Genomic DNA, 23,514 nt, shown 5'->3' with positions numbered 1-23,514 from the left:
CGGCCACCCCACGTGTCGGCTGCCCCGCGGATCCCGATGGGAGGTGGGCACACCATATCGGGACGCTTACGCACCAGACATGACCACAAGTCATCTGGCGCGCCTTTGGCGACCCGAATACGCAGACAGTGACGTCTGTTGTCCCTGGTAAGTCGGTATTCAACGCCTGATAAGTGAAATTAATTCACTAGTCGAAACATCGCACGGCCTGTGCGTTTTTCGGAGCAGCTCACGTCATGAATATGCAGTGGAGCAGGTATTCGTTCCTTCGCGTCCGAGAGTTCCGTTGGTCTGTATCCCTACGCGTCGCGCGTGGCCACGCGCGACGCGTTGACCGTCAAGGCGGTGTGAGGCGGTGAAAACCAGTGTCGGCTTCGTAAACGCAGGAGAATCCGACACTGTGTATTAGGTCGAGCACGTCAGCAGAGGGCCGGCCCGGAAGTAGCACAGTCAGGTGCGTGTCAACCGGCATCCGTCGGCGGTAGTCGAAAAGCTGGCCGATGGCCATGCGTACGTCGTCACGGCGGGCGGTGCCTTTGGCCTCATACAACTCGCCGGCAGTGATGTCGTACAGGTCGGTGAAGAGCGAGACCAGCTGACCCGCGGGTGTGATCTTGCGGCGCTGTACTTCGTGTAGCTCGGCTTCAAGGTGTTTGCGGTACCGCTCGACCAGCCCGTTCTCCCGCTTGAACGCGGTACGAGCTGCGGTGGCCGAGACCTCGAAGGAGTCCTTGGCGGATTGCTCCAACGGCACATTGACCGAGGTTCCCGGCTGGCCGGTATCCGGCTCGTCAACATCAACATTTGACGCCTTGGCCTGCGCGGGATCCTCCGTGGCCAGGTCGGAGACGTCCTTGTCGCGCCGCACGTAGTCCGTGCCCGCCGGACGCAGTCGCCATACGAAGACTTCGCGGTCGCGGCCGTCGTCGCCCTCGGAGCGTTCGAGGGTGTACGGCAGGTGCTCGTCTAGCTCGAATTCGCCGAGGTAGACGTGGGTTTTTGTACCGGTGCCGGGTACGACACCGTCGGCGATGAAAAGCCGTAGCGCCTTCCCGGTTTGCCGGTGCTCATAGATCGACTTGTTCCCGCCGGTCAGGGTCTGGTCGCCGGTCCGACCGTCGCCGGTGTACATGAAGATCTCGTCATCGGGGTCCCACCCGTCGTAGTTGTAGCCGTGCCGCACGGCCTTCGACGGATCTGAGTAGACGAAGACGTTGTCGCTGGTCCGAGACGGTTCGATCCCGCCCATGGTGCCGCCGCCGTACTTCGCTGCGTTCTGTTTGCGGGTGCGGACCGCGCCGATCTCTTCTTCCCACTCAATCCCCATGCGGCCGACCGTATCGAGCCGCACCTACGCCGGGTTACCCGCCCTCGTTCTCTGCTCTCGGCTGGCCGGCGGCATGCGTCGTGCCGGCCGGCGCACGCGACACATCGGCACCTGCCGCACATCTGTTGATCAGATCGGAGTTCACCCGCATGGCCATCCTCAACACCCGGCCCGTGGTAGCCCTGCTCAACGACTTCCAGGCCGACCCGAACCTCACCTACACCGCGCTCGGCCGGCACGCCGTGCTGACCGCGCTCGCCTCGGTGGTTGGCGGGATCGCCGCGGCCGAGGCCACCCTCGCTGACAAGATCTACCCGCCGATGTCGAGCCGTCGCAGTGCCGGCACCGACCGCCGGTGGCGGGCCGCCGCTGCCCACCTCGACACCACCAGCCGCACCGGCGGCGAGCTGGACGGCGCCCTGCAAACCGCGGCCGACCTGTGTGCCCGCGTGATCACTGACCTGGAACCGGTGGAGTACAACGGCAGCCTGCGTGACCAGCACGGCGACTACCGCATCGACGGATCCTGCATCTGCGAGAACTGCGACAACCAACCGCTGACCCTGCAACTCAAGCCGATGCGGCCCGGCCACGTGCTGACCTGCGTCAACCTGCACAGCATCAGCCCGGTGCCAGCCCCGCACTGCGTCGCCCGGTACTCCGTGCTGCGGGTCGAGCGTGTTCTCGACGCCACCCTCGCCGACCTGCCGCTTCCGCTGGACGCCACGGATGCGCTGCACTTGGCGCGCAGCCTCAGCGTGATCACCGGGAAAGCCCGGTCCATGGCCGAACCGTGGTTCGAGCTGATCGCCGAACGGTTGGCCAACCGCCGGTGGATGTTCGAACGCGGCGGGCGCGGGCACGTCCGCACGCACACCCGTACGATCATCGACACCTGCAACCGGGTCGGACCTGCGCTGACCGGCATGAAAGCCGACCTGGGTAGGGCGATCGGTGTGCTCGCCGCGATCGAGGCCGGCCCGGAGGGCAGGCGAGCAGCATGACCGCCGGCGTCGAAGTGCTGGCGCTGTTCGAGCTGCCCGAGCCCGAGCCGGAACGCCCGCCCGAGGATGCGGTGGTCGCCGTGCTACGTGACCCCGGGCCGATCAACCACGCGGTCGCCGGTGAGATGGGCTGGTTGCTCGGTCTGCTCAACCCGACGGCGCCGCCGCCGTGTGTGCGCTGCGGTACCGATCACGTCTACCGGGCACCGGCAGGGTTCGTGCTGACCTGCCCGGTCTGCTTCCCGGGCGAGGTGGTCGCGTGAGCACCATCTACCACCGGCAGGTGTGCGGACGGCCGGTGCGGGTCGTGGCCGATCCGGATCCGGCCGAGTTCGAGCAGTTCGCCAGGTCGGCGACGCTGTTCGGGCTGGATGTGGAGACCACGCCGATCGACGAGGGCGGGCCGCGGTTCTTCGGCCCTGCCTTCGGGGTGCGGCTCGTGCAGGTCGCCACCGCCGATCAGGCAATGGTGCTGCGGGCCGCCGACCCGGAACAGCGGCGGATGATCGAGGGTCTGCTCGGCGACGAGCGGTGCCGGTTCGTCTCGCACACGAACTTCGACGTTCTCGCCGTGTGGGCCGCGTTCGGCATCGCGCTCGGCCTCCGCGCGATCGACACCCACGTGCTGGCGTGCCTGCTCGATCCGGGTGTGACCGCTGATCACGGGCTCAAGTCGCTAACCGAGCGGCACCTCGACGACGGCCTCAAACGCGCCGAGGACGACCTGTACGCCCTGTTCCGCGCGCTCGCCCCGGTCGGACAGCGGGCGGGCGGCCGGCCGACGCTCTACGGCTGGTCGCACGTGCCGATCGACGCCGAACCGTACGTCGTCTACGCCGGCCTCGACGCAATCTACGTCCGGCGCCTGCTCGATGTGCTGCTCGACCAGCTCGGCGACCTCGGGTATCTGCCCGCGGTCGAGCTGTGGCTAGCTGCACAGACCACCGCGTTGCAGATCCGCGGGATCCGCCTCGATCTCGACTACACCCACGCGCTGCGCGGCGAGTTCGAGCAGGCCAACACGGCCGCCCGCGCAGACCTCGAAGCGCTGATGGGGTGCAAGGCGACCAGCCCGAAACGCCTGGACTGGCTCGCCGAACGCGGTGTCGAGTTCCGGCACTTCACCGACGCGGGCCGGCCGTCGCTGTCGAGCAAGGACGCCCTGCCGGACCTGCTCGCCCGCTACCCGGGCGGGGAGGTCGGCCGGATGCTCGCGCTGACCACGCGGATGGCCGAGACCGGGAACTTCGCCACGAACCTGGCCCGGTTCCCCGGCTTCGCCGATACGGCCGGCCGGGTGCACCCGGACTACCGCACCCTCGCCGCGCACACCGGCCGCATGAGCGTGAAGTGGCCGGCCATGCAGACGTTCAAGAAGGACGACCCGCGGCTACGCGGCTGTTTCGTGGCCGAGCCGGGCATGGTGCTGGTGGGCAGCGACTTCAAGGCAGTCGAGGTTCGCGTCGCGGCCGGTCTCGCCGCCGAGCCCCGGTTGATCGAGGTCATCCGGGCCGGGACCGACATCCACGACAACACCGCCCGACTGATGTTGGGCCCCGGCTTCACCGACGCCCAACGCACGCTGAGCAAACGGGCCACCTTCGGCACGATCTACGGCGGCGGCGCCCCGGGCCTGGCCAAACAGACCGGAGTGTCCGTCGGAACCGCTCGCGACGTCGTGCAGCGGTTCAAACGCGCGTACCCGCGGATCACCGCGTTCGGCGCGGCGATGGCCGAGCGGGACCCGGTGCGTAACGCCGCTCGCCGGCGGATCCCGGCCGACCCGGCACGCACGTACGCCAACAGCAACTATGCGATCCAGTCGACTGCCCGGGACCTGCTCGTGGAGTCGCTGTACCGGCTGTGCGCGCTCGACGGCTGGCATCCCTACCTGTGGGCGATCATCCACGACGAAATCGTGCTGCAGGTGCCCGCCGACCTGGCCGAGGACGCCCGCCGCGCGCTGCAAGCAGCCATGACGACCTCGTTCCGCGGTGTGCCGATCGAGGCCGACGCGAAAGTCATCGGCCCGCGCTGGGGTGGGCAACTCGCCGAGGTCGTCCCCCTCCCCGTTTCCACCGGCAGCCCGTACGCGGCTGCCGCCTGATCACCCCGTAGTCGATCTCAGAGAGGTACCGGTCCATGAGCTACGCACGCTACGGAAAGACGATCGAGCAGATGGCCGCCGAGATCCGGACGATCAACATCGAGAAAGGCTGGCGAACCGCCGACGGCGGACCGGGCACGAACACCTTCGGCGACTACATCGCGCTGCTGCACAGCGAGCTGTCCGAAGCACTGGAGGCGTACCGCGATCACCGGCTCGCCGACGCCACCCAACCGCGGCAAGAGATCTGGACCCGGCCGGAGATGTGCCAGCCGGCCATCTTCCAGGGCTACAGCAAACCCAAGCCCGAGGGCGTGGGCAGCGAGTTCGCCGACGTCCTGATCCGCCTGCTCGACGTCTGCGACGTCTTCGGCATCGACCTGGCCGCCGAGTACGACCGCAAGATCGCCTACAACCGGACCCGGTCCTACCAGCACGGCGGCCGGACCCTCGCCGACGCCGCCTGATCAACCCCAACCACGATCGGTGGCGTCGCGTGCATCTCGACGCGACGCCACCCGGCGCATGGTCCTCAAGCGCAAGAAGGACGGCGTTCCGCCGCCTGAAAACCCTTTCTGAAAAGCGAAAGGAGCCGCGCCGTGCCCGACGCCGCCCCGCTGCTGTCCGCGGCCCTCGCCCTCGCCGCCGAGGGCCTCCCGGTCTTCCTGCTCGGCCGCACCAAACGCCCTGTGGCCAACTGCCGGGACTGCCCTGCCGACGACCCCGACCACGACCGGGTCGGGTGCGGGCACCTGACCTGCCACGGCTTCTACGCCGCCACCACCGACCCGGACCGGATCCGCGCCATGCACGAGATCGTCCGGGGTGGGCTGCTGGCCCTACGAACCGGGGCCGCGTCCGGCCTGGCGGTGATCGACATCGACCCGCGTAACGGCGGCCGGCTGATACCTGAGCTGATGCCGCCGACCCGGTGCGTGGCTACCGGCTCGGGCGGCTGGCACCTGTACTACCGCAACCCCGGCGGCCCGCTCGCGACGAACCTCGACCACCGCGGGTACCCGGGCATCGACGTCAAGGCCGAGGGCGGGTACGTCGTGGCACCGCCTTCGATCCATCCGGGCACCAGGCGCCCGTACCGGCTGGTGGGGGACCGGTCGGTGATTGAGATGAGCCCGCCGCTGATCGCCGCGTGCCGGCCCGCCGAGGCGCCGCCGGCAACGCCGTCTCGGCCTTTCCGTGTGCTGCTCACCGGATCGCGCACGTGGACCGACGTCGCTGCCATCACGGCGGTCCTCGACCGGCTGCACGCCCGGCACGGTGCGGCGCTGGTCGTCGTGCACGGCGCCTGCCCCCGGGGCGCGGACGCCATCGCTGACCAGTGGTGCCGCGACCGCGCCGTGAGCACCGAGCAGCATCCGGCCGACTGGAGCACCGGCCGCCAGGGCGGACCGGCTCGCAACGCCGCCATGGTCGCCACCCGGCCCGATCTCTGCCTGGCCTTCATCCGCGACCGCTCACCCGGCGCCAGCGGATGCGCCCGCCTCGCCGACCAGGCCGGAATCACCACCGTGCGCAACCCGAGCCCGGCCGAGCTGCCGCCCGCCGTGAGCCGCCCCGCAGCACCGACCCCGACCAGCAGCGGCGGGCTCATCTCAGACCCCGCCGCCCTGCTCGCCGCACACCTGCGCGCCGTCGACCGCGCCCCGACCGGGCGGCGCCGCGTCACCCTCTACGGCGCCGCCCGCGGCGTGGCCCGCATGGTCGCCGCCGGCGCTATCAGCGCGGTCGACGCGTGGGCCGCGCTCTACGCCGCCGGCCAGCGCGCCGAACAGTCGCACTACAACATCACCACCGCAATCACCGGCGGATTCCGCGCCGAGGCGGTACCGATCGAAGGGGTAGCCGCATGACCGAACCCGACCCGCCCACCGACGGCGCGGCCGTCCTCGACCGCCTCCACGCCGCCATCACCAAATACCTGATCATGCCGAACCCCGAGACGATCGACGCCACCGTGCTGTGGATCGCCGCCACCCACGCCCAGGACGCATGGACCCACGCACCCCGCCTCGTGATCAAGGCCCCGGAAAAACGGTGCGGCAAGTCCCGGCTGCTCGACGTCGTCGATGGCACCTGTTACCGGCCCCTGATGACGGTCAACGCCTCCACCGCGGCGATCTTCCGCTCGATCACCGAGACCGACCCGCCCACGATCCTGCTCGACGAAGCGGACACAATCTTCGGCGGCAAGCAGGCCGAGGCCAACGAGGACCTTCGTGGCCTGCTCAACGCCGGCCACCAGCGCGGCCGGCCGACGATCCGGTGGAACCACCAGAGCCGCGAGCTGGAGAAGATTCCCACCTTTTGCATGGCGGCCCTGGCCGGGATCGGGTCGATGCCCGACACGATCGAGGACCGGGCCGTGATCGTGAAGATGCGCCGCCGGACCGCCGCGGAGAAGGTCGCCCCGTTCCGGTCCAAGCGCGACGGCCCGGTCCTGCGGCGCCTCGCCTCTGACCTGGCCTCGTGGCTGCGGCCGAACCTGACCGAGCTGGAGAACGCCGAACCCGAGATGCCGCTGGAGGACCGGGCCGCCGACACGTGGGAGCCGCTGATCGCGGTCGCCGACCTCGCCGGCGCCAACTGGCCGGAACGCGCCCGCCGCGCCGCGCAAGCGCTCAACGCCGCCCGCGAGGGCGACGCCGAGTACTCCGACCGCCTCCGAGTCCTGATCGACTGCCGTATCGTGTTCGCCGGCTTCGACGGCATGCCGAGCACGGTGCTGCTGGAGCGGTTGAAGGCGCTACCCGAGGCGCCGTGGGCCGAGTACAACGGCGGCGCCGGGCTGACCGCGATGAAGCTCGGCGTGCTGCTCAAGGAGTACGAGATCGCCTCGGAGAACATCACCTTCGAGCCGCCCACCGGTCGGGTCAAGGGCTTCCATCGAACCGCGTTCGAGGACGCCTGGCGGCGCTACTGCCCGCCCGAGGAGAAACCCGCCCCCGAGCCGTACAAGCCGTACAAGCCGTACCCGGACCCCCAAAACCCCAGCTCAGACAACGTACGGCTTTTCCAGCACCGTACGGCTTAAGCCGTACACCGATCGCCGCCTATCAGCCGCGTACGGCTTAGCCGTACACGATCTCTGTGAGCCGTATGCAGTCTGATCTGCGGAAACGGAGATCGTATACGGCTTGTACGGCTTGACCCCTCCACCAGTACCCCGGCAAGCCGTACGCGCACCAAGCCGTACGTGATCTCCGCAGAACCGCATCACCGCAGGTCAGAGCAAGTCCGAGCAAAATTCACCCTGGCGGCTAAGCCGTACCGGACAGCCTCGCGTACGGCTTAGCCGTACACGGCCCTTGCAAGCCGTACGCAGTCTGAGCTGCGGAAACGGAGATCGCGTACGGCTTGTACGGCTTGCCTCCTCCACCAGCACCCCTACAAGCCGTACGGACGGGGGTCTAACGATCGAGCCCGAAGCCGGGCCGCTGAGGTTCACGCTGCCGAATCGGCGTATCCATCCACCCTAGGAGCGCTCAGATCTTGGCTCCACGACGTTCTCAGCGGGCCGCTCAGACGCTGGCTGAGATGGATTCACTCCTAGGCCCGATTGAACTACCCCATGCGCAGAACAGGCGTGAGGGCCGTTCTGCGCGGCCCAGACCTGCTCTCCACGGAGGCACTCACCATGCGACTCAGGCTGTTGAATGGCGCCGAGCCGACTGCCCCGACCGACGCCGAACTGATCACTACGGAAGAATTGGCGAAGATGCTGCGAGTCGACCCGTCGAGCATCCGACGGTGGCGTACTGCTCGACCGGTCCAGGGACCGCCGTATATCCAGCTATCCGAACGCGTGATCATGTACTCGATCGAGGACGTCCGCGCATGGCTGGCCAGCCGTCGAATCACCCCGGAGGCCGCGTGACCAGCACCGCACAACGCCCACCCCTCGGTGTCTCGATCCGCTCCGATGTGGAGTTCCGCGAGGGGCGACCGAAGCCGTACAAGGCACGCGTGCGGTGGACTGATCCGTCAACCGGTGAGCAGCGGTCCAAGTCGAAGTCGACCGTTACGCCGGAAGAGGCTCAAGGTTGGATCGACGACATGGTGCGAGCAGCTAGCGGCGGGATCAACCCTGCGGCGGCCACTCAGCCTCTGGTCGACTACGGCACGGAGGTGATGCCGCTAGCCATCCGCGGGCTGGAGCGCAAGACCCTCGATCCATACCTCGCCGGTTGGCGACTCCGCATCGTGCCGAGTCTCGGTCACATCCCCGTGCGAATGATCACTAACGGCGTGGTCGACCGGGCCGTCTACTCGTGGATCGAGGACGAGTGCAGCCGGTCAACCATCAAGAACACCCTCGCCATGCTGGTCAGGGTGCTTGAACAAGCCGTGCGCGACGGCCTGGTTGATCGCAACGTCGGGCAGGTGAAGGGTTGGCAACGGCAGTACCAGCAGGCCGAGGACGAGCTGGACGACCCGCGCTCGCTCGCGCTGCCGGACTGGGAAACGCTGGTCACCCTGGCGGATGCGCTGGTCGCGCGGTCGCACGGCCACTTCACCGGGTGGGGGCACGTCGTCACGTTTGCCGGCTGTACGGCGGCCCGCATCGGCGAGGTGTCCGGCATCCGCGCCGGCGACATCGACGGAAGCACGTGGACGTGGACTGTACGACGGCAGACCACACCCGGCCCCGGTGGCTTGATCGACAAGGGCACCAAAGGCAAACGGGCTCGCAAGGTCCCGATCATCGAAGAGGTCCGGCCCATGGTCGTCGAACGGCTGAACTCCGCGGCCGGGCCGGACACACGGCTGTTCACCGGCCCGCGCGGCGGCCGGATCAGCACAGCGGTTCTGCGGGATGCGACGCACTGGGATGAGGTGGTCACCGCGATGGGCTACGAACACCTACGGCGACACGACCTTCGGCACACAGGTCTGACGTGGATGGCCGACGCCGGCGTCAAGGTGCACGTGCTACGCAAGATCGCCGGGCACGGTTCGCTGTCCACCACGCAGCGGTACCTACACCCGGATCAGCGCTCGATCGACGAGGCGGGCGACGCGCTCAGCGCCCATCTGAAGGCCCCGCGGTCCCCAGATGGTCCCCAACTCAGAGTCGCATAGTAGGAATATCTCGATCAGGAAGGGAATTAATAAGGGCCGCTGACCAGGGTTTTTACCCTCGTCCGCGGCCCTTATTGATCGGTCGGGCTGACAGGATTTGAACCTGCGACCCCTTGACCCCCAGTCGCATTACAATTCGGTTAAGCAGTGTCAGCATGTGCTTTTATGTGCGCAGAAATGGACAGAACGGCACCGTCGTGCCGCCCGATTTCACCCAATCCCGAAGAAGCTGATCAACGCTGTGACCAGGCGTGTGACCACAGCCAGTCAAGTGCTGTGCCTGACGTCAAATACATCGACGTTGCATCAATCACTTCAAGCAGAAAAACGCGACCAAATGCCTGTGATCGTTCCGGGCGTGCCGGCCAACGCCCAACAAGGTCATTTCACCTTATCGCGCTCGACCACTTGACCGCCCATGAGAAGGGCCGTCGCTCCCCGCTGCGGAGTCGCCTCCCGACAGAAAAGGTCGAATCGCTCTACACCAAATAATACACCTCCGGCAATTAGCCAGAGGGTGGGTGTAGATCCCTTGCTGCAGTCACGGACATGCACACGGCATGGCGTGGACCTGATGTCACCACCATCTCAGCGCCCATCGGCGATGTCGTCGAACTCGTCGCGGCCGCCGAAGGTCTCTGGCTGACCCGATGTACGTGCGGACAGCGGCGGCGACGGGGACGCCTCCCAGTCAGACCATTCGATCTGCCGAGTCACATACGCTTCGGCGGCATCTAGCAGGGCGATCGCGTCGATGTCCTTGGCGAATGCCTTCTTGTACGCCGAGATCGCGCTTCTCGCCTCTTCGTATCGCGTTTCTGGTTCAGTGTCGCTGTCGAAGCCATCGGCCGAGTTGTCGACCTCGTCTTCGAGGTTCGGCAAGATGTCGGCGCGAATCTCGGCCAGCAGCGCGTCGCGTTCCTTAGCGGTAAATAGCGCGGCTACAGGTTCTTTCAGCCACCCACCGTCCAGTATCTGCGTGGCCTCAGCGGCCAGGAGCTCGACCGCCTTGCGACGCACGTCGTCCGGTAGTGCTCCTGCCCGATGCAAGGAACCAAGAACGCGGGGCTCCCAACAGGCACTGAGGTAAGGTCCGATGCGCAGAAGCCGGTCCAAGTCCGACCTGTGGACGCGGCCCCAAGCTCGAAGAAACTCGTCTGAGCATCGGTTCTGCAGGAACACCGCGAATGGATTCGGCCATGTTTTCCGTGATGGCGGGACTACGACCCTCGGCACGACCCGCCCGTACAGGCTCGCGGGAACACGAACGAGTGTGCCGCGGGTGACCGCGCCGCCGCAATCGATCTGCTGGAGGAGTTCCTCGTCGGACAGTCCGTCAATGAAAATGCCTACTGCGTTGACATCGGCGGCGATGACGGCGGCGAAGCCTTCGCGGATGGTGGGATGGCGGAATCGCCAGACGGGGTCACCGTGAGCGTCGGTCGATAGCTGCAAGAATGTGCCGTCGAGCGCTGCGAAGGCGTTCAGGGTGCTGCTTTGGCTAGCCCCGAGTCGTTGAACGGCCCCCTCTAGCGCTGGGGTGAAGTGCACCGGCGCAGCGAGTTCGTTGCCGGCCAGGTACACGCATGCCAGCGCTGCCCTTGGGCCCGCGTCGAGCTGGCTCAGGACGTCGTTCAGGAAGGCTAACGGGCGTTCCATGTACCGGACGAGTTGTTCTTCGCTGTTCTGCAGCTGGCGCGTGAAGCCCCGCCAGGAAAGTCGACGTGCGACCTCGGGCTGAAAGGGCGTCACAGATGCGACGTTTCGTAGGTGGGGACGCCACCGTTGGAGAGTTTCTCGGGTTTGGTCACCCGCGCGCAGGTGGTTGTACAGAATCTGTCGCTTCTCGGCGGTAGTCAGGCCCGTCACGTCGACCACGACTGCCTGTTCGCGTAGCCGTGGGTAGGCGTATTCCTTCAGGTAGGGGCGAGCGTCGCGGTAGATGTAGTCGCGGCTGGTCAGAATGAGCCGGGCGCCGTGACCGACCGCGGTCATCACTTGGTCCATGCGCCGAGACCAGCCGTCGGTGAGTGCGGCGTCATGGCGGATGCCGCCGAAGGCATCGTCAATCCAGAACAGCTGATCGGGCTCGTCGGGATCCCAGGTGGAGACGAGTTCTTCTGCGGAGTCGACCCTGCGGACGCCGCACTTCCAATTGTCGAGGGCGGCGAGTGCCAGTGTCGCCGCGATGGTCGACTTCCCGCAGGCCGGCTCACCGAGTAGTAGAACGAACCCGTGGTCGGCCAGGGCGTCGGCCGCTTGTCGGTATGCCTCGGTCGGAACGAAGGTTGCCAGGTCCGACTGGAGGCGGCTGAGTAAGGAGCGGGCCTGTCGTAGTCGTCGATCGTCGAGAATTTTGCCGAGGTCGCCCAGCCCGTAGACGCGCGGTACGTACCGCCGCAGGTCCGGCCGTCGGCTGATCTGTTGGCAGATCCACTGGCCGTCGAGGACCAGGCAGTGCTCCACGCCGATCGTGCGTAACTGGTCTTTGAGCCATGCGTCCGTGCTGCCGGTCACCGCGAGGTTGGTTAGCAGAAGGTAGGCATCGCACAGCTTTCGTTTCTTCAGCTGGCGTATCTTGGCGATCTCGTTGGTCAGCATGGACGGTGTGAGCGTCCCGCTTCCCTGAGCGCTGAACTTGCACTGGGCTGTGACGGCTTCGACATGAGCGAGCTCTTCCAGTGCAGGGCCGGCATCGGTCCTCCAGCGGAGGAAGAAGGCGCCGTCGCGTCCTGCGTCGTTGCTGTCGGCGAAGGTGTGGAAGGTCTGTCCCAGCACGACCTGCAGGATTACCGCGGAGAGATCTTGGAAGGCGCGCCACCCCAACTTGTCCAGGTCGTACTCGAGGCGGGTCACCTCGCCATTATCTGACGTGGTCAGTCAGTTCCTGAATCGGCGCCGTACGGAGCCTCACGCGGCGGCGGCTCCTCGGCAGGTTGACGAGGGTGCCGTGCCTCGCTTCTGCGCCGGTCGTTGGTCGCTACTAGGGCTGGCGGCAAGGTATTCAGCCAGGCCGCTCGTTTGGCGGCGGCGGGCTGCGCCCGAGACAGCATGTATCGAGTCCGGGAGCTCATCGAGTTGACGGTTCGTTGTAGCCTCGTTGACGTCCGGTCCTGACCCGCGAGCGGGAAACTTAGGGGTCGCTTTGCGGGTGTTCGGCGACGCTGGCAAGCCGTTCCGTTCGCAGACGTCGACGCCACGGGATCTTGGCGCAGCGGCTGCGGATCGAGAGGAGAGCGGCCTCCGTGAGCTACGCAGATGATGTTGAGGACTACGAGTCCTACAGGAACTCCCAGGGCGAGCCGAGCCCGCAGCAGCTTCGCGAGTGGCGGGCGACCAAGGCGCGGAGCAGCAGTTTCGCTCACCAGGAGTTCCTCAACGCGGGCCCGGAGAGTCTCACCGCCCGTGACGCTCTCCAGGTAATCCTGAGGTCCACGAGGCGGTCCAGGTTCCGGGTGCTGGCAATCGTCTGCCGGAGGAATCACACGATCAGTGAGGTCCTTACGACCCCTGTGGGACTGGTTTTGCTCGGTGTCGGCCCCCTCACTTCAGTGGAAACGCAGCCCGCGGGCGGCGTGCTGGCGAGCCACTACCATCCGGATTACGGCTGGATGGGCGACACCGAGTGGTCGGCAACATGGGAGCAGCGGCGGCGGACGAACCGTGAGGAGCCGGTCGTGTGCCTTCTCGAGCAACTTCGCCGAGACGAGGCAACGCTGCAGTGTCGTTGCACGACTGCTGTCCTCGACTACGCGGACATTGAACGGTACTTGGCGACCGGAAAGCGCCGGGTCGTCTATGCCAAAGAGGTAAAGCGCCCTTAACGCGTGGTATCCTTGCGTTCTCACGCTCGCGCACCCGGTAGCTGCTGCGCATTGTCGGTTTTGAGCACCGGCCAAGACCGAAGAGGTCAGGCCTTATTGTGCTTACAAGAGTTATCCGCACAGCGGTTTTCACATGGCGCGATTTACCCCGTCATGGCGCCAACGCACCGAGAGCATGCTCTCCGTTGGGTATCCGCCGTCGGGGAAATGTTTCGGCGGTGACGGCAGCTTGAGGTCAACATTACAAGTCCTGGGGTTCAATGGAGTCTTCGCTTTTCTTAGCGACAGAATTGGCCTCCCTTGGCAGGCGGCAGTGGCGATAGCAACGCTAACGATCACAGCTACGGCGCTAGTGACACTCGCGCAGGTTGTCGTTCCACAGGAGTCTGGCGATCGCCGGCAATTACTGGTCCATATGCTGAGAATGCGAGAACGGCGCCGTAATCACAAACGTGCGCAGCGTGGCTTGCAACGAGAGAGGTAAAGACCTGGTATCCCCCATTTCATTTGGGGCTCGCCAAGTCCACCTCATATGGCGGTGGCCTGGCCGCCGATTTGATAGTCGGCGGCCAGGCATCGCGGCAGGGTCTGACCTAGTTGTTCGGGGGCTGTGGCCGCCGTCGGCGTCTCTGGCTTGTGACCTGCTGAGGGCTACTGACCTGCTGCCGGCTACGCCAGGCGATCATTGCGGACAGCTCCTTGAGGATCTTGGGGCGCTCTGCCGGTTTGGTGTCCTTGAGGGACATCGCGGCGATGATGAGAAAGGCTACGACGGGTGCGATCGTCATGAGCGCGACGATGGCCAGCGGGATGAGGGCAGGCAAGACTATCCCCTATTTGGGTAAGTCCCGGTGCTCATCTCACGGGGGCGGCGAAGCACGCTCGAGCCTATGAGTGCGATCGTAGCAAACGTTGGACTTCTTGCTCTGGTAGGTCAGCCGGCAGCGGCGCGACGTGGATCGGTTGTCCTTTGTTTTTTTGCCAGGCGGTAGAGGCTTGGACGAGGGCGTCGATGTTCAGAAGATACTGCCGTCGGCAGCCGCACGAGACGTCGGTAACGCAGAAGTTTGGCCCGCTTACCGTGGAGATGGCGAAGGGGCGGGCGAACCTCCAACCGCCGGTCCCAGCGATTTCTATCTTGGCGACTTTGTGGTGTGCTCGTGGTCTCACGTCCGAGGCCAGCGCTTCGCTTGCTCCGTCGTAACAGGCCTGTCGTTTCTCGTCAGTGGTGCAGTCCTCGATGGCGTCGAGGTAGATGGCCGCGGCTTCTGAACGTGCGAGTTGGGGTAGTTGGCGGTGTCCGGCTGACCAGAGCCAGGTGCCGTCGGGCAGTTTGTAGGTGGCGCCCAGCAGTCGGCCGTCCTTGTGGCAGCGTGTTTCGGTCATCCGGGTCAGCTGTCGGGCGTGACGGGCGATCGAAGCTAGGACGTCGGTGTCACGGTCCATCAAGGTCTACCTGCACTCCCTGGTCGGTGAAGCGGTAAGCCGATCTGACCGGGCTGGGTCCTTTGACGCGGGTGATGGGCAGAGCCTCCACATGCCGCGTGCGTGGCATGGCATTCAGATCTGCGCTCACGCCAGCATGCACGAGCGCCAGCATCTGCACTTGGTAGCTGCGGCGACACTTGCACGTGGTGGATGCGAGCAGAGGGAGGCCGCCTGCGAAGAACTGCAGTGCGTAGCGGCTGCCGCGCCATGGTCCTGGCCGGATGGCGCCGTCTGCGCAGACATCTATTCGGAGCACCGTTGCCGGCGTTTCGTACCGCGGATTGGTTCGCAGTAGTTCGTCGGCAAGTTGCTGTCCCTCGTCATGGAGTTCTGGGGTAATTTCCTCGATGGCGTAGCGGTCGAGATGCCATGAGCTGATCTCGATCCGGCTCGCTTGGGGCGCGAGGCGGCTTCCTGCGTGCCAGGCCCACAGCCCGTCGGGGAGCCGGCAAACCCCGGCTAGGAGCCGCTCGTCGTGGGGGCAGCGAGTAGCTGCCCTTAGTTGCAGCGTTCGCCTGTGTGCGTCGAACAGACGTAAGACTTGCTGCTCGCGCTGATCGGCCAGGGCGCCGGAGTCGCTGCTCGCGCCATTCATGCGCTCCAGGATGACATAAGCGGTGACGGCGCTGCGGGTGCGTTTCCACCTCGAGCGCACGGCGCCTGCTGGCCGCGCCCGCTGCTGCATGGCTTCCAACCTTTGGTAACCGGACCATCCTGCGAGGCCGTCACCACGCCCCGCAGGTCCATCCGCCAGGCTGGTCAGGCCCAAGTGAGCTGCGATGACCATGACCGGGCGGGGTTGATTCTGTCCGCGACGACGGGAGCCGCTTGTTCGTCAGTTGTAGAGCCGGATGAGGGCTGTTTGGCTTGATCAATGTTCCCGAGTTTGAGAGCCGCTCCGTGGCTCAGGTCTTGGCTCGGGTGTTGATCTGTTCGGATAGTTGCCGAGACCCCGGGCGTGGGGTGGGGTCGGCCGGTGCCCGGGATCTCGGTGCCTTTGGGTTGTTGTTGCGAGGGTCAGTTGGTGAGGGTCGGGTAGTCGGTGTAGCCCTCGGCGGTGTGGGCGTAGAACAGTTCGGGGCGGGCTTCGTTCTCGGGGTGGCCGCCCTGCCAGCGGGCGACCAGGTCGGGGTTGGCGAGGACCGCGCGCCCGACGGCCACGGCGTCGACGAACGGGGCTGCGAGCAGCTTCGCGGCGCCTTCGGCGGTGATCGCGGGGGCCATGAAGCCGCCGTTGACGACGAGTTTGCCGCCGAAGCGCTGCTGGAGCTCCTGGACGAGGTCGCCGGCGGGCTCGGCGTAGAGGACGGACAGGTAGGCCAGGCCGAGCGGGCGCAGCTGGTCGAGCAGGTGGCCGTAGGTGGCGAGCACGTCGTCGTGGTCGGGTTCGTGGGCGTCCTGGATGCCGTGGGCCGGGGAGATGCGCAGGCCGACCCGGTCAGCGCCGACGGCTTCGGCGACGGCGGTGACGACCTCGACGACGTACCGGGCGCGCTGTTCGGGTGTGCCGCCGTATTCGTCGGTGCGTTCGTTGGAGCCGGGGGCGAGGAACTGGTGCAGCAGGTAGCCGTTGGCGGAGTGGATCTCCACGCCGTCGAGTCCGGCGTCGATCGCGCGGCGGGCCGCAGCAACATGGTCGGCGACAGAGGCCGTGATCTCCTCGGCGGTCATGGCCTCCGGCACTGCGTAGGGCATTTTCTCGCTGCCGGTGTAGAGCTCGCCGGTGACGGCGATCGCGCTGGGCGCGAGCACCCGGCGGCCGCCGTTGAGTGCGGGGTGGCTGGTGCGGCCGCCGTGCATGATCTGCATGACGATCGTGCCGCCCTCGGCGTGCACGGCCTGGGCAACCCTGGCCCAGCCGGCGGCCTGCTCGTCGCTGGCGATACCGGGCTGCCCGGCGTAGGACTGCGAGTCGAAGCTGGGGTAGGTGCCCTCGGTGGTGATCATGCCGACGGTGGCGCGCTGCCGGTAGTACTCGACGAGCAGGTCGCCGGGGATACCGGCTTCGCCGGAGCGCATCCGGGTGAGGGGGGCCATGACGATCCGATTGGCGAGTTCGATCTTGCCGAAGGTGGTCGGCTCGAACAGCCCGGAGGTCGAAATGTCCGTTGAGGGGGTGTCAGGCATGGCGTTCCTTCTGCATGGTTGAGGGGTGCGGGGAGTGAATCTCACCCGGCCCCGAACCGTATCTCATGTACGCGCAAACGCGTACATGAAGTGATCGGCGGTACTCTGGATCTCATGGCCAGCCGCACCCCGTCCCCGCTCGCTCACCCCGACCTGGAGGACGTCGACCTGCTCACGGTGCTCAGCGCACTGTCCGACCCGCTCCGCCTCGACATGGTCATCCGGCTGATCAACAGCCCAGGGCTCAGCTGCGGCGGCTTCTACCGCGACCGCACCGCCTCGGTGCTCACCCGCCACTTCCGGGTCCTGCGTGAGGCCGGCATCATCCACCAGAGCGACATCGGCGTCCGGCGCGAGAACGTGCTGCGCAAGGAAGAACTCGACCTGCGTTTCCCCGGCCTGATCGACCTCATCGTGAAAGAAGCCGGCCGCGGGACGCTTCAGCTCCCCGCGTGAACACAGGTCTCAGCAGCTCAACGATGTCGTTCAGGCTCGTCGGCGCGTGACTCCCCGCTTTGGGGGCGGGTTTGTAGACGTCGGCGGGTCAGCGCGAGCATGTCAATGAGCCAGCCGCGACCGCCTTTGATGCCCCGCGCGTGCAGTAGGTCGTCGAGTTCGTCGCGGGCCGCCTGGCCGGCATGAACGAAGAGGTCCTCGCAGACCTCGAGCAACAACGGCAGCAGATCACTGCCGGAATCACTGGAGTCCATGACCTTCCTCCGCCGCTGGGAGACCCCGCTGCAGGATCACGTGGTCGTGCGGGTGATTTGTTCGGTGCGGGCACGGGTCTGCGCGAGACGGTAGGAGTCGGTGCCGGTCTCGATGATGTTGCCACCGAAGGTGATCCGGTCGACGATCGCGGCGCAGAGCCGCGGGTCGGTGAACGTCTTGGTCCAGCCGGAGAACGCCTCGTTCGAGGCGATCGCGACCGACGCTTTCTCCTCCCGTTCGGTGAGCACCTGAAACAGCAGCTCGGCACCGCGACGATCCAGCTCCATATAGCCGAGTTCGTCAATACACAAAAGGTCGACACGGCCGTAACGGGCGATCGTCTTGGCGAGCTGCTTTTCGTCGGCGGCCTCGACCAGTTCGTTGACCAGCTTGGTCGCCAGGACGTAGCGGACCCGGAACCCGGCCATCGCCGCCTCGGTGCCCAGGGCGATCAGCAGATGGGACTTGCCGGTGCCGGAATCACCGATGAGGCAGAGCGGTAGGCCCTTCTTCACCCAGTCGCAGCTGCCCAGAGTGTGAACGACCGCGGGGTCAACGCTCGGGTTGGCTGCGAAGTCGAACGCCCAACAACGTCGGGAGTGTCAAGAAAACGGCTCTGTCTCACTTTCGGTGGTGACGGTGGGTGAGGTGTCAGCCGAGCAGAATGCGGTGGCGGAGCAGTGCGAAGCCTGCTCTTCCATATATTTGGCGTTTGAGTAGCTTGGTTTTGGTGTTGACGCCTTCGGTCGTTCCGTTGTGGTGGGGCAGCGTGACGGCGGCGTCGACGGCGTCACGGTCCCGGTCGAGGGCGCTGTTGCGTTGTTCGGCTGGGAGACGTGTTCGGCCTGGCCCGGCCGCCGGGTCAGATCGCGGTGGCGAGTTCGGTGAACGCGGCGGCCAGGCGTAGCCGGGCTGGGGTTGCGGTGGCGATCTCGTAGAGTCCGCGGCGAAGATTCTGGACGAAGGCGTGCCCGGCGGTCACGGTCTGGGCGGTCCGGTCGGTGCGTAACCCGCGCATCGGCCGGAGTCGCTGTTTCAGTCGGCTGTGATCGGCCTCGACCGGATTGTTCGCATACTGCTCGACGTGATGCCACGCTGCCGGGACCAGGTCGGCGAGCACCGCCGGGTAGACCGTTGCGGCGTCGGTCACCACCTCGACCGGCACCGTCCCCAACGCCTTCATGGCCCGGGTGAAGAACCTTCGGGCCGCGACCGCGTCGCGGCGCGCAGACACCGGAACGTCGATGAACTGCCCGTACTGATCGATCGCCCGGTACACGTACCGCCATTACCCCGGCGACCTTCACATACGTCTCGTCCACGAACCAGCGGTCACCTGGAACGCGCCGGGTGAACCGGGCCGCGTCGGCCAGCAGCGGCGTGAACCGCTGCACCCACCGATACACCGTAACGTGATCAACCTCGATACCGCGTTCGGCGAGCAGTTCCTCGACATCGCGGTACGACAGGTTGTAGCGCAGGTACCAGCGCACCGCCACCATGATCACCTCGGTCGGGAACCGGAACCCGGAGAACGCGGACGACGGAGCAGACCACGAACGCGACCGAACGGCAGACCTCACCAATCAACTGTGCCCGAACGCCTGGCGAGGCCCCACGGCGGACACCCGATCGCTCAACGCAACAGAGCCCCTGCCTCAGCAGTCTCAACCATGTCTTGCCGCTCCTCGCCAACCCCGTCGAGGCCGACTATTACCGCAGGCTACGCGACCTCGCCGACCTGATCTGCGAGCCTCCTGACTGAAACCCGCCCAGTGGCCGAGGTTGGACATGGCTCTGTGATCACCACGGGCGATAATTTGAGGCCTGACCGGCTGCTTTTAGATAGTTCCCGGAACAGTATCGCAACGTAGAGACGGAGGGAAGCCGACTAATGGGCGCCCCGGCTCACTGGGCAGGTTGATGCCATTAGCGTGGTGGATTCACACGGATTGCCCCGGCCCCTATGGGCCGGGGCAATCCATTGTTGGACATACGGCGGCTACCAGTTCAGTATCAAGCCGCGCCCTGCTGGCATTTGGTCGCAGCGTCAGATAGCGAAGATCTCTTCAACTCTTGGTGACCATCGCGCCGCGACCTCCAATTCAGCCAATAGCCGCTGAAAAGGCTGAGGGCATAACCTGAAAATTTCATGCCCACGGATCGGAATTTCGGTCAACCATTTGCTCAAGCGGCGGGCCGTCAGCTCGCCAGCCGTTCAAATGGCCTTGCACCCAATCAATGCCTTCAGGCCGGTCGCCAGTTCCCGCAACACAGAATTCCTCGACTACCGTTCGCAGCTGCTCGATAGGCAAGCAACTCCGCGGGGAATGGAACGACATGGCGGTTGATTCGACTACGACCTGAGGATCAGATGCCGGAGGATTCGGGTTGTTGGAAATCCAAACATGATCATACGCTCCCCCCTTTTTTCCACTTCGATCTGTCACGCACCAGATCAGAGCACCGAAACCGGTAGCTGTATTAACTGACACGAATAGGAAGTTGTGCGGAAACTTATCTTGCTCACCATTGCGAGCATCGATAAAGGACAGAGATGCCGCCGAGTGAGGCCACGCGACTTCCCCGGGGCTACTCGCCGACCCCGCCCCACCAAGCACCTCCGATGCGAGGTGGGCAACCTCCTCCGCCGTATCTCCGTATGCTTCTTCCTTGCCCAGCGACATCTTGAGAAACATTCGACGCCCCTTCCTGCCATCATGGCAGCTTGCGCTTAGTCTACTTCGGGCCGATACCTTCCAGCTTCACGGATCGCATCACACCCGACACATCGCGCCAGTAAACCGTCAAAGTACTTCCCCTGGGAAGAACCGCCGGAACTGCATTCTCACAACCAAACGCAGGTTCGCACAAACCTCGTCTGTTATTGATCACCAGCTTGGCGTCCGTGATACCACGCTTACGCATGGCCCACGCCACCTTGGTTTCGACATGATCAGCGGCGAAATGAACGGCGGGATTTCCATTACTGGGACGAGTGCCAGGGTTTGGAACATCCGGGGAATTCCAAAGAAAGTCGTTCAACTCAGGGTCATAGGTGCCGCTCTTGATCACATCTCCAACCTTCTGAACCTTACCGTCGACCGATTCGACAACCTGCCCACTTGTTGGCCCGGTGTCGTTCGGGCGCACGGGCAACTCGTCAGCGACTTCACCGAAAGCATCACAGTCACTGTTGTGCACCAGGATCGGACGATCGCCAGCCATCACGTAGTAGGTGTGCATACGGGCGACGGTCAGGTTGTAAATGGTCATGCTGCCGGTGGAGTTGATCACTGAGTTCACGGTGGCAGTACCACGGACACTGCTCAGAATCGCGCCTGCGGCAAGATCTTGCGCGTCAGTCCAGCTTTCTTGCTCGGGCGTCCAGAACGGGTGGTGTGCGGTGGTGTGGATCTCGGACCCGTCGGCCAGGGTGATGTCGGTCAGTTCCGTGTCGGTATTGACGTGGACCATCGTCACGGGCTCAGCAACTGCTGCATGGCTCATGGGATCGCCCGCCAGCACCTGTTGCCCTGGGCGGATGTCCTCGATCGCGGTACTGGTGCCGTCAGCCATGAGCACCTGGGTGCCGGCGCGGAAGCTATTGACGCAGCTGGTCTCGCGCAGACCTCCTCGCTTCTTGAGGAAATCCCACACCGATTGGCCGATGTCATAGATCGTCTCGGCATCCGAAACGATTTTCTTGAGGGTGTCGGGGTCATCGCAGTAGTCGGGACTGGACGCCATTTGCTCACAGTCGACCTTTGCTACGTACTCCTTCCGGTCTTCTCGAAGGTCACCGTCGTGATCGTAGATCTGCTGATCGTCGACACGATTGAGAACAATGGCCTTCTCGTAGTCTTCAGCATTGCAGGTGCCGAAGCCGACAGAGCATTTGAAGTCATCCCATTTGGAATCAATCGGGCGACTGGCGAGCTCCTTCGCCAGAACCTTGATGCCCTGACATCCCGCCGTACACCGGCCCGTTTCAGGATCCCACCAGAGGAGCTGCGTGCCACGGAAATAAAAGGCATCCTCGCCATGCGTAACCGGGATAAACTTCGTATCTTCGTCGATGTAGTAGCTTAGGTCCTCCTGGAATGTCGGATCGGTCTCACTGCCGTCGTGGATTCGTACAAGGCTGGTCGAACCGCTCTCCTGAGCGAGAACGAATACATCTTTTTTCGTTACGGAGAAACCAACTGCGGTACCGGATAACGGGTTGCCGAAGACCTTCATCGTGGCGTCGTCCACGTCGATCCGGGCGGATTGCTGAACGACTGTCGCGGGTGTTGATTGAGAATCGCCTGATGTCCGCGTTTCCGTCATGACATACAGCGCGCTGTCGGCATAGGTCATAGACGACCCGACAACCCGATAGGTGAGATTCTCCTTGATGGTTCCGAGGGCGCCGACATAGCGCTCAACCTGCTTGCCTTTGGTGTCTTCGACCATCACCGAGGTGAGCGTCCGGTCGCTTACGACCCAGACAACTGAACCGCTGGTAGCCATTAGGGCACCTGAGGGAAGGTTGCGCATGACGGTGTTGGTGACGCCACTCTCCAGGCCGTACTGGTTCAGAGTGTTCGCCGCGTCGATGGTGTAGAGGTATTTCCCTCCGATCGAGGAACGCTGGTTTGCCGGGGCTCGCAGACTCCGCGTCGATCCGGTATACGGGTTCACGGCACGCAGGCCACACGAGGAGTCGAAGACGTAGACCAGGCTGCCGTCGTTTCCGATAACCGAGGCGTCGTAGAAGGTCGCCTGCTCACCGGTGCTCGCGTCGCTGCAGCCGGCGCTGCCGCCAGCGAGCACGATGGTTTCACCGGTGTAGATGTTGGTCCTCGACACCGTCGTTCCAGAGGCGGTGAAGGCATACCAGCCGATGACGGTGACACCTGACCGGTTGCCGGCGAAGCTGGTCACCGACTTCTGCATTGAGCCCGGCTCCAGGTCTGGACCGGCGCCAGGGGCTACGGGATCGAGGTATTCCCGGGTGCTGGGAGTGATGACGTACAGCCCGCGTTCGCCAGCAGTGTAGAGGTTGGTGCCGTCAGAGGCGATGGCCATGGTGTTGTAGAGCAGTTCGTCGCGGTGGGCGCCGTCGCCGGCGACAATTTGCAGGCTTCCGTCGGTCTTACTAATGCGGCGGAGCAGGTACTGAGCGTCTACGAAGTAGACGAAATCGCCAACGGATAGCGCTGTGAGAGCCGTGGTTGCTGGTATCGAGAACGTTGTGGGGTTGGCGGAACCATGCAAAGAGAGGCGGTAGAGCTTGCCGTCGGCGTTGAAGCCCCACAGGTAGTTGTCATCTGCGGCCAAGGCTCCATACATGACCACGTCGTCGAACATCCGGGTGGGTTGGCCCGACTGCAGGTCATAACGCCAAATCCGGCCGTTGCTGTCAGCGCTGTAAACGTAGTTACGGACGATTGCACTGCGGGTGCTGACCGGAGCTGAGATTGTCCGGGTGGAGCCAGTTTCGGGATTGACTTCACGCAGTCCACAGGAGGGGTCGGTGACGAAGATCAAATGGCCGTCGTTGCCGATGACATTCACGTTGTAGAAGCGGGCCTGGTCGCCAGCGTAGGCGTTAGCATCGGCACACCCCGAGCCGCCGCCTCCGGCGATCGCCTCTGCTGTAGCCCCTGCACCGTCGGCGATCTTGTACCGGACGAGCTTGTTATCCATCCCGGTATAGGCGTAGCCGTCGACTACGGTCACACCCGTGGCCCAGCGGTTCTCGGGACCGAACCGGCCGACCTTGCCGGAGTCCAGGATCGGCTCCCTAGTGCGTTGTCCACGAACGTTCACCGGGTCTGA

The 23,514-nt window shown here is 65.0% G+C and carries 19 protein-coding genes and 3 pseudogenes; 10 read left to right on the top strand and 12 right to left on the bottom strand.

The genetic code is table 11. The features are described 5' to 3' along the window. Positions 1-337: 337 nt before the first annotated feature. Positions 338-1,327, bottom strand: a complete 990-nt coding sequence (locus ACSHV8_RS01460) for a hypothetical protein (protein WP_436528588.1) — start codon at positions 1,325-1,327, stop codon at positions 338-340. 149 nt (positions 1,328-1,476) lie between these two features. Here ACSHV8_RS01460 and ACSHV8_RS01455 point away from each other — a divergent pair, with 149 nt between their 5' ends. From ACSHV8_RS01455 to ACSHV8_RS01420, 8 genes are all read left to right on the top strand, one after another. Further along, positions 1,477-2,331 (top strand): hypothetical protein, encoded by an 855-nt coding sequence (locus tag ACSHV8_RS01455; RefSeq protein ID WP_436528586.1) that lies wholly within the window; start codon positions 1,477-1,479, stop codon positions 2,329-2,331. Beyond that, on the top strand, positions 2,328-2,594 hold the full coding sequence (locus ACSHV8_RS01450) for a hypothetical protein (protein WP_436528584.1): 267 nt from the start codon (positions 2,328-2,330) through the stop codon (positions 2,592-2,594). The genes ACSHV8_RS01455 and ACSHV8_RS01450 overlap by 4 nt, the downstream gene beginning before the upstream one ends. Beyond that, a complete protein-coding gene (locus ACSHV8_RS01445) occupies positions 2,591-4,438 on the top strand; it encodes a DNA polymerase (protein WP_436528582.1) in 1,848 nt (615 codons plus the stop codon). The genes ACSHV8_RS01450 and ACSHV8_RS01445 overlap by 4 nt, the downstream gene beginning before the upstream one ends. Positions 4,439-4,473: 35 nt before the next feature. Next, complete coding sequence (locus ACSHV8_RS01440) at positions 4,474-4,905, top strand: hypothetical protein (RefSeq protein WP_436528581.1); 432 nt, start codon at positions 4,474-4,476, stop codon at positions 4,903-4,905. 132 nt (positions 4,906-5,037) lie between these two features. Further along, positions 5,038-6,309 carry a bifunctional DNA primase/polymerase gene (locus ACSHV8_RS01435; protein ID WP_436528579.1) on the top strand — a complete coding sequence of 424 codons (1,272 nt, stop codon included), beginning with the start codon at positions 5,038-5,040 and terminating at the stop codon, positions 6,307-6,309. After that, positions 6,306-7,490 carry a DUF3631 domain-containing protein gene (locus tag ACSHV8_RS01430; RefSeq protein ID WP_436528577.1) on the top strand — a complete coding sequence of 395 codons (1,185 nt, stop codon included), beginning with the start codon at positions 6,306-6,308 and terminating at the stop codon, positions 7,488-7,490. The genes ACSHV8_RS01435 and ACSHV8_RS01430 overlap by 4 nt, the downstream gene beginning before the upstream one ends. Positions 7,491-8,093: 603 nt before the next feature. Then, on the top strand, positions 8,094-8,333 hold the full coding sequence (locus ACSHV8_RS01425) for a helix-turn-helix transcriptional regulator (RefSeq protein ID WP_436528575.1): 240 nt from the start codon (positions 8,094-8,096) through the stop codon (positions 8,331-8,333). A 47-nt stretch (positions 8,334-8,380) separates the two neighbouring features. After that, positions 8,381-9,538, top strand: coding sequence for a site-specific integrase (locus tag ACSHV8_RS01420; protein WP_436536653.1), 1,158 nt, complete (start codon positions 8,381-8,383; stop codon positions 9,536-9,538). Positions 9,539-10,126: 588 nt separating this feature from the next. On the opposite strand, the gene ACSHV8_RS01415 is transcribed toward ACSHV8_RS01420, so the two are convergent. Then, on the bottom strand, positions 10,127-12,394 hold the full coding sequence (locus ACSHV8_RS01415) for a hypothetical protein (protein WP_436528573.1): 2,268 nt from the start codon (positions 12,392-12,394) through the stop codon (positions 10,127-10,129). A gap of 389 nt (positions 12,395-12,783) precedes the next feature. Between ACSHV8_RS01415 and ACSHV8_RS01410 the strand changes: the two genes are divergently transcribed. Then, positions 12,784-13,362 (top strand): hypothetical protein, encoded by a 579-nt coding sequence (locus tag ACSHV8_RS01410; protein ID WP_436528571.1) that lies wholly within the window; start codon positions 12,784-12,786, stop codon positions 13,360-13,362. 593 nt (positions 13,363-13,955) lie between these two features. On the opposite strand, the gene ACSHV8_RS01405 is transcribed toward ACSHV8_RS01410, so the two are convergent. The 4 genes from ACSHV8_RS01405 to ACSHV8_RS01390 all read right to left on the bottom strand — a co-directional run bounded on the left by ACSHV8_RS01405 (position 13,956) and on the right by ACSHV8_RS01390 (position 16,977). Then, positions 13,956-14,186 carry a hypothetical protein gene (locus tag ACSHV8_RS01405; RefSeq protein ID WP_436528569.1) on the bottom strand — a complete coding sequence of 77 codons (231 nt, stop codon included), beginning with the start codon at positions 14,184-14,186 and terminating at the stop codon, positions 13,956-13,958. A 64-nt stretch (positions 14,187-14,250) separates the two neighbouring features. Next, positions 14,251-14,808, bottom strand: a complete 558-nt coding sequence (locus ACSHV8_RS01400) for a hypothetical protein (protein ID WP_436528568.1) — start codon at positions 14,806-14,808, stop codon at positions 14,251-14,253. Next, positions 14,798-15,535 (bottom strand): hypothetical protein, encoded by a 738-nt coding sequence (locus ACSHV8_RS01395; protein WP_436528566.1) that lies wholly within the window; start codon positions 15,533-15,535, stop codon positions 14,798-14,800. Before ACSHV8_RS01395 ends, ACSHV8_RS01400 begins: the two co-directional genes overlap by 11 nt. A gap of 332 nt (positions 15,536-15,867) precedes the next feature. Then, positions 15,868-16,977: an alkene reductase gene (locus tag ACSHV8_RS01390; protein WP_436528564.1), complete on the bottom strand. Its 1,110-nt coding sequence runs from the start codon at positions 16,975-16,977 to the stop codon at positions 15,868-15,870. 114 nt (positions 16,978-17,091) lie between these two features. Between ACSHV8_RS01390 and ACSHV8_RS01385 the strand changes: the two genes are divergently transcribed. After that, positions 17,092-17,433, top strand: coding sequence for an ArsR/SmtB family transcription factor (locus ACSHV8_RS01385; RefSeq protein WP_436528562.1), 342 nt, complete (start codon positions 17,092-17,094; stop codon positions 17,431-17,433). A 17-nt stretch (positions 17,434-17,450) separates the two neighbouring features. On the opposite strand, the gene ACSHV8_RS01380 is transcribed toward ACSHV8_RS01385, so the two are convergent. The 6 genes and pseudogenes from ACSHV8_RS01380 to ACSHV8_RS01355 all read right to left on the bottom strand — a co-directional run bounded on the left by ACSHV8_RS01380 (position 17,451) and on the right by ACSHV8_RS01355 (position 23,505). Then, positions 17,451-17,687, bottom strand: a complete 237-nt coding sequence (locus ACSHV8_RS01380; protein ID WP_436528561.1) for a hypothetical protein — start codon at positions 17,685-17,687, stop codon at positions 17,451-17,453. A gap of 36 nt (positions 17,688-17,723) precedes the next feature. Next, positions 17,724-18,260, bottom strand: a pseudogene (locus tag ACSHV8_RS01375) (ATP-binding protein); the annotation flags it as partial. A 79-nt stretch (positions 18,261-18,339) separates the two neighbouring features. Continuing rightward, positions 18,340-18,495 (bottom strand): annotated as a pseudogene (locus tag ACSHV8_RS01370) (transposase); the annotation flags it as partial. A 55-nt stretch (positions 18,496-18,550) separates the two neighbouring features. Next, positions 18,551-19,190, bottom strand: a pseudogene (locus ACSHV8_RS01365) (IS6 family transposase). A 648-nt stretch (positions 19,191-19,838) separates the two neighbouring features. After that, on the bottom strand, positions 19,839-20,387 hold the full coding sequence (locus ACSHV8_RS01360) for an Imm1 family immunity protein (protein WP_436528559.1): 549 nt from the start codon (positions 20,385-20,387) through the stop codon (positions 19,839-19,841). A 40-nt stretch (positions 20,388-20,427) separates the two neighbouring features. After that, positions 20,428-23,505, bottom strand: coding sequence for a DddA-like double-stranded DNA deaminase toxin (locus tag ACSHV8_RS01355; RefSeq protein WP_436528557.1), 3,078 nt, complete (start codon positions 23,503-23,505; stop codon positions 20,428-20,430). Between the last annotated feature and the right edge of the window lie 9 nt (positions 23,506-23,514).

It is taken from the genome of Actinoplanes sp. HUAS TT8, assembly GCF_051380535.1.
Lineage (GTDB): Bacteria > Actinomycetota > Actinomycetes > Mycobacteriales > Micromonosporaceae > Actinoplanes.
Note: the sequence above shows the minus strand (reverse complement) of the source record. Positions and strands in the feature narration are given on the sequence as shown.

Coding starts and splice junctions, on each gene's coding strand:
- ACSHV8_RS01360 (WP_436528559.1), bottom strand. CDS start 20,387: ATGTTTCTCAAGATGTCGCTGGGCAAGGAAGAAGCATACGGAGATACG.
- ACSHV8_RS01440 (WP_436528581.1), top strand. CDS start 4,474: ATGAGCTACGCACGCTACGGAAAGACGATCGAGCAGATGGCCGCCGAG.
- ACSHV8_RS01460 (WP_436528588.1), bottom strand. CDS start 1,327: ATGGGGATTGAGTGGGAAGAAGAGATCGGCGCGGTCCGCACCCGCAAA.
- ACSHV8_RS01450 (WP_436528584.1), top strand. CDS start 2,328: ATGACCGCCGGCGTCGAAGTGCTGGCGCTGTTCGAGCTGCCCGAGCCC.
- ACSHV8_RS01390 (WP_436528564.1), bottom strand. CDS start 16,977: ATGCCTGACACCCCCTCAACGGACATTTCGACCTCCGGGCTGTTCGAG.
- ACSHV8_RS01455 (WP_436528586.1), top strand. CDS start 1,477: ATGGCCATCCTCAACACCCGGCCCGTGGTAGCCCTGCTCAACGACTTC.
- ACSHV8_RS01425 (WP_436528575.1), top strand. CDS start 8,094: ATGCGACTCAGGCTGTTGAATGGCGCCGAGCCGACTGCCCCGACCGAC.
- ACSHV8_RS01380 (WP_436528561.1), bottom strand. CDS start 17,687: ATGGACTCCAGTGATTCCGGCAGTGATCTGCTGCCGTTGTTGCTCGAG.
- ACSHV8_RS01395 (WP_436528566.1), bottom strand. CDS start 15,535: ATGCAGCAGCGGGCGCGGCCAGCAGGCGCCGTGCGCTCGAGGTGGAAA.
- ACSHV8_RS01430 (WP_436528577.1), top strand. CDS start 6,306: ATGACCGAACCCGACCCGCCCACCGACGGCGCGGCCGTCCTCGACCGC.
- ACSHV8_RS01400 (WP_436528568.1), bottom strand. CDS start 14,808: ATGGACCGTGACACCGACGTCCTAGCTTCGATCGCCCGTCACGCCCGA.
- ACSHV8_RS01385 (WP_436528562.1), top strand. CDS start 17,092: ATGGCCAGCCGCACCCCGTCCCCGCTCGCTCACCCCGACCTGGAGGAC.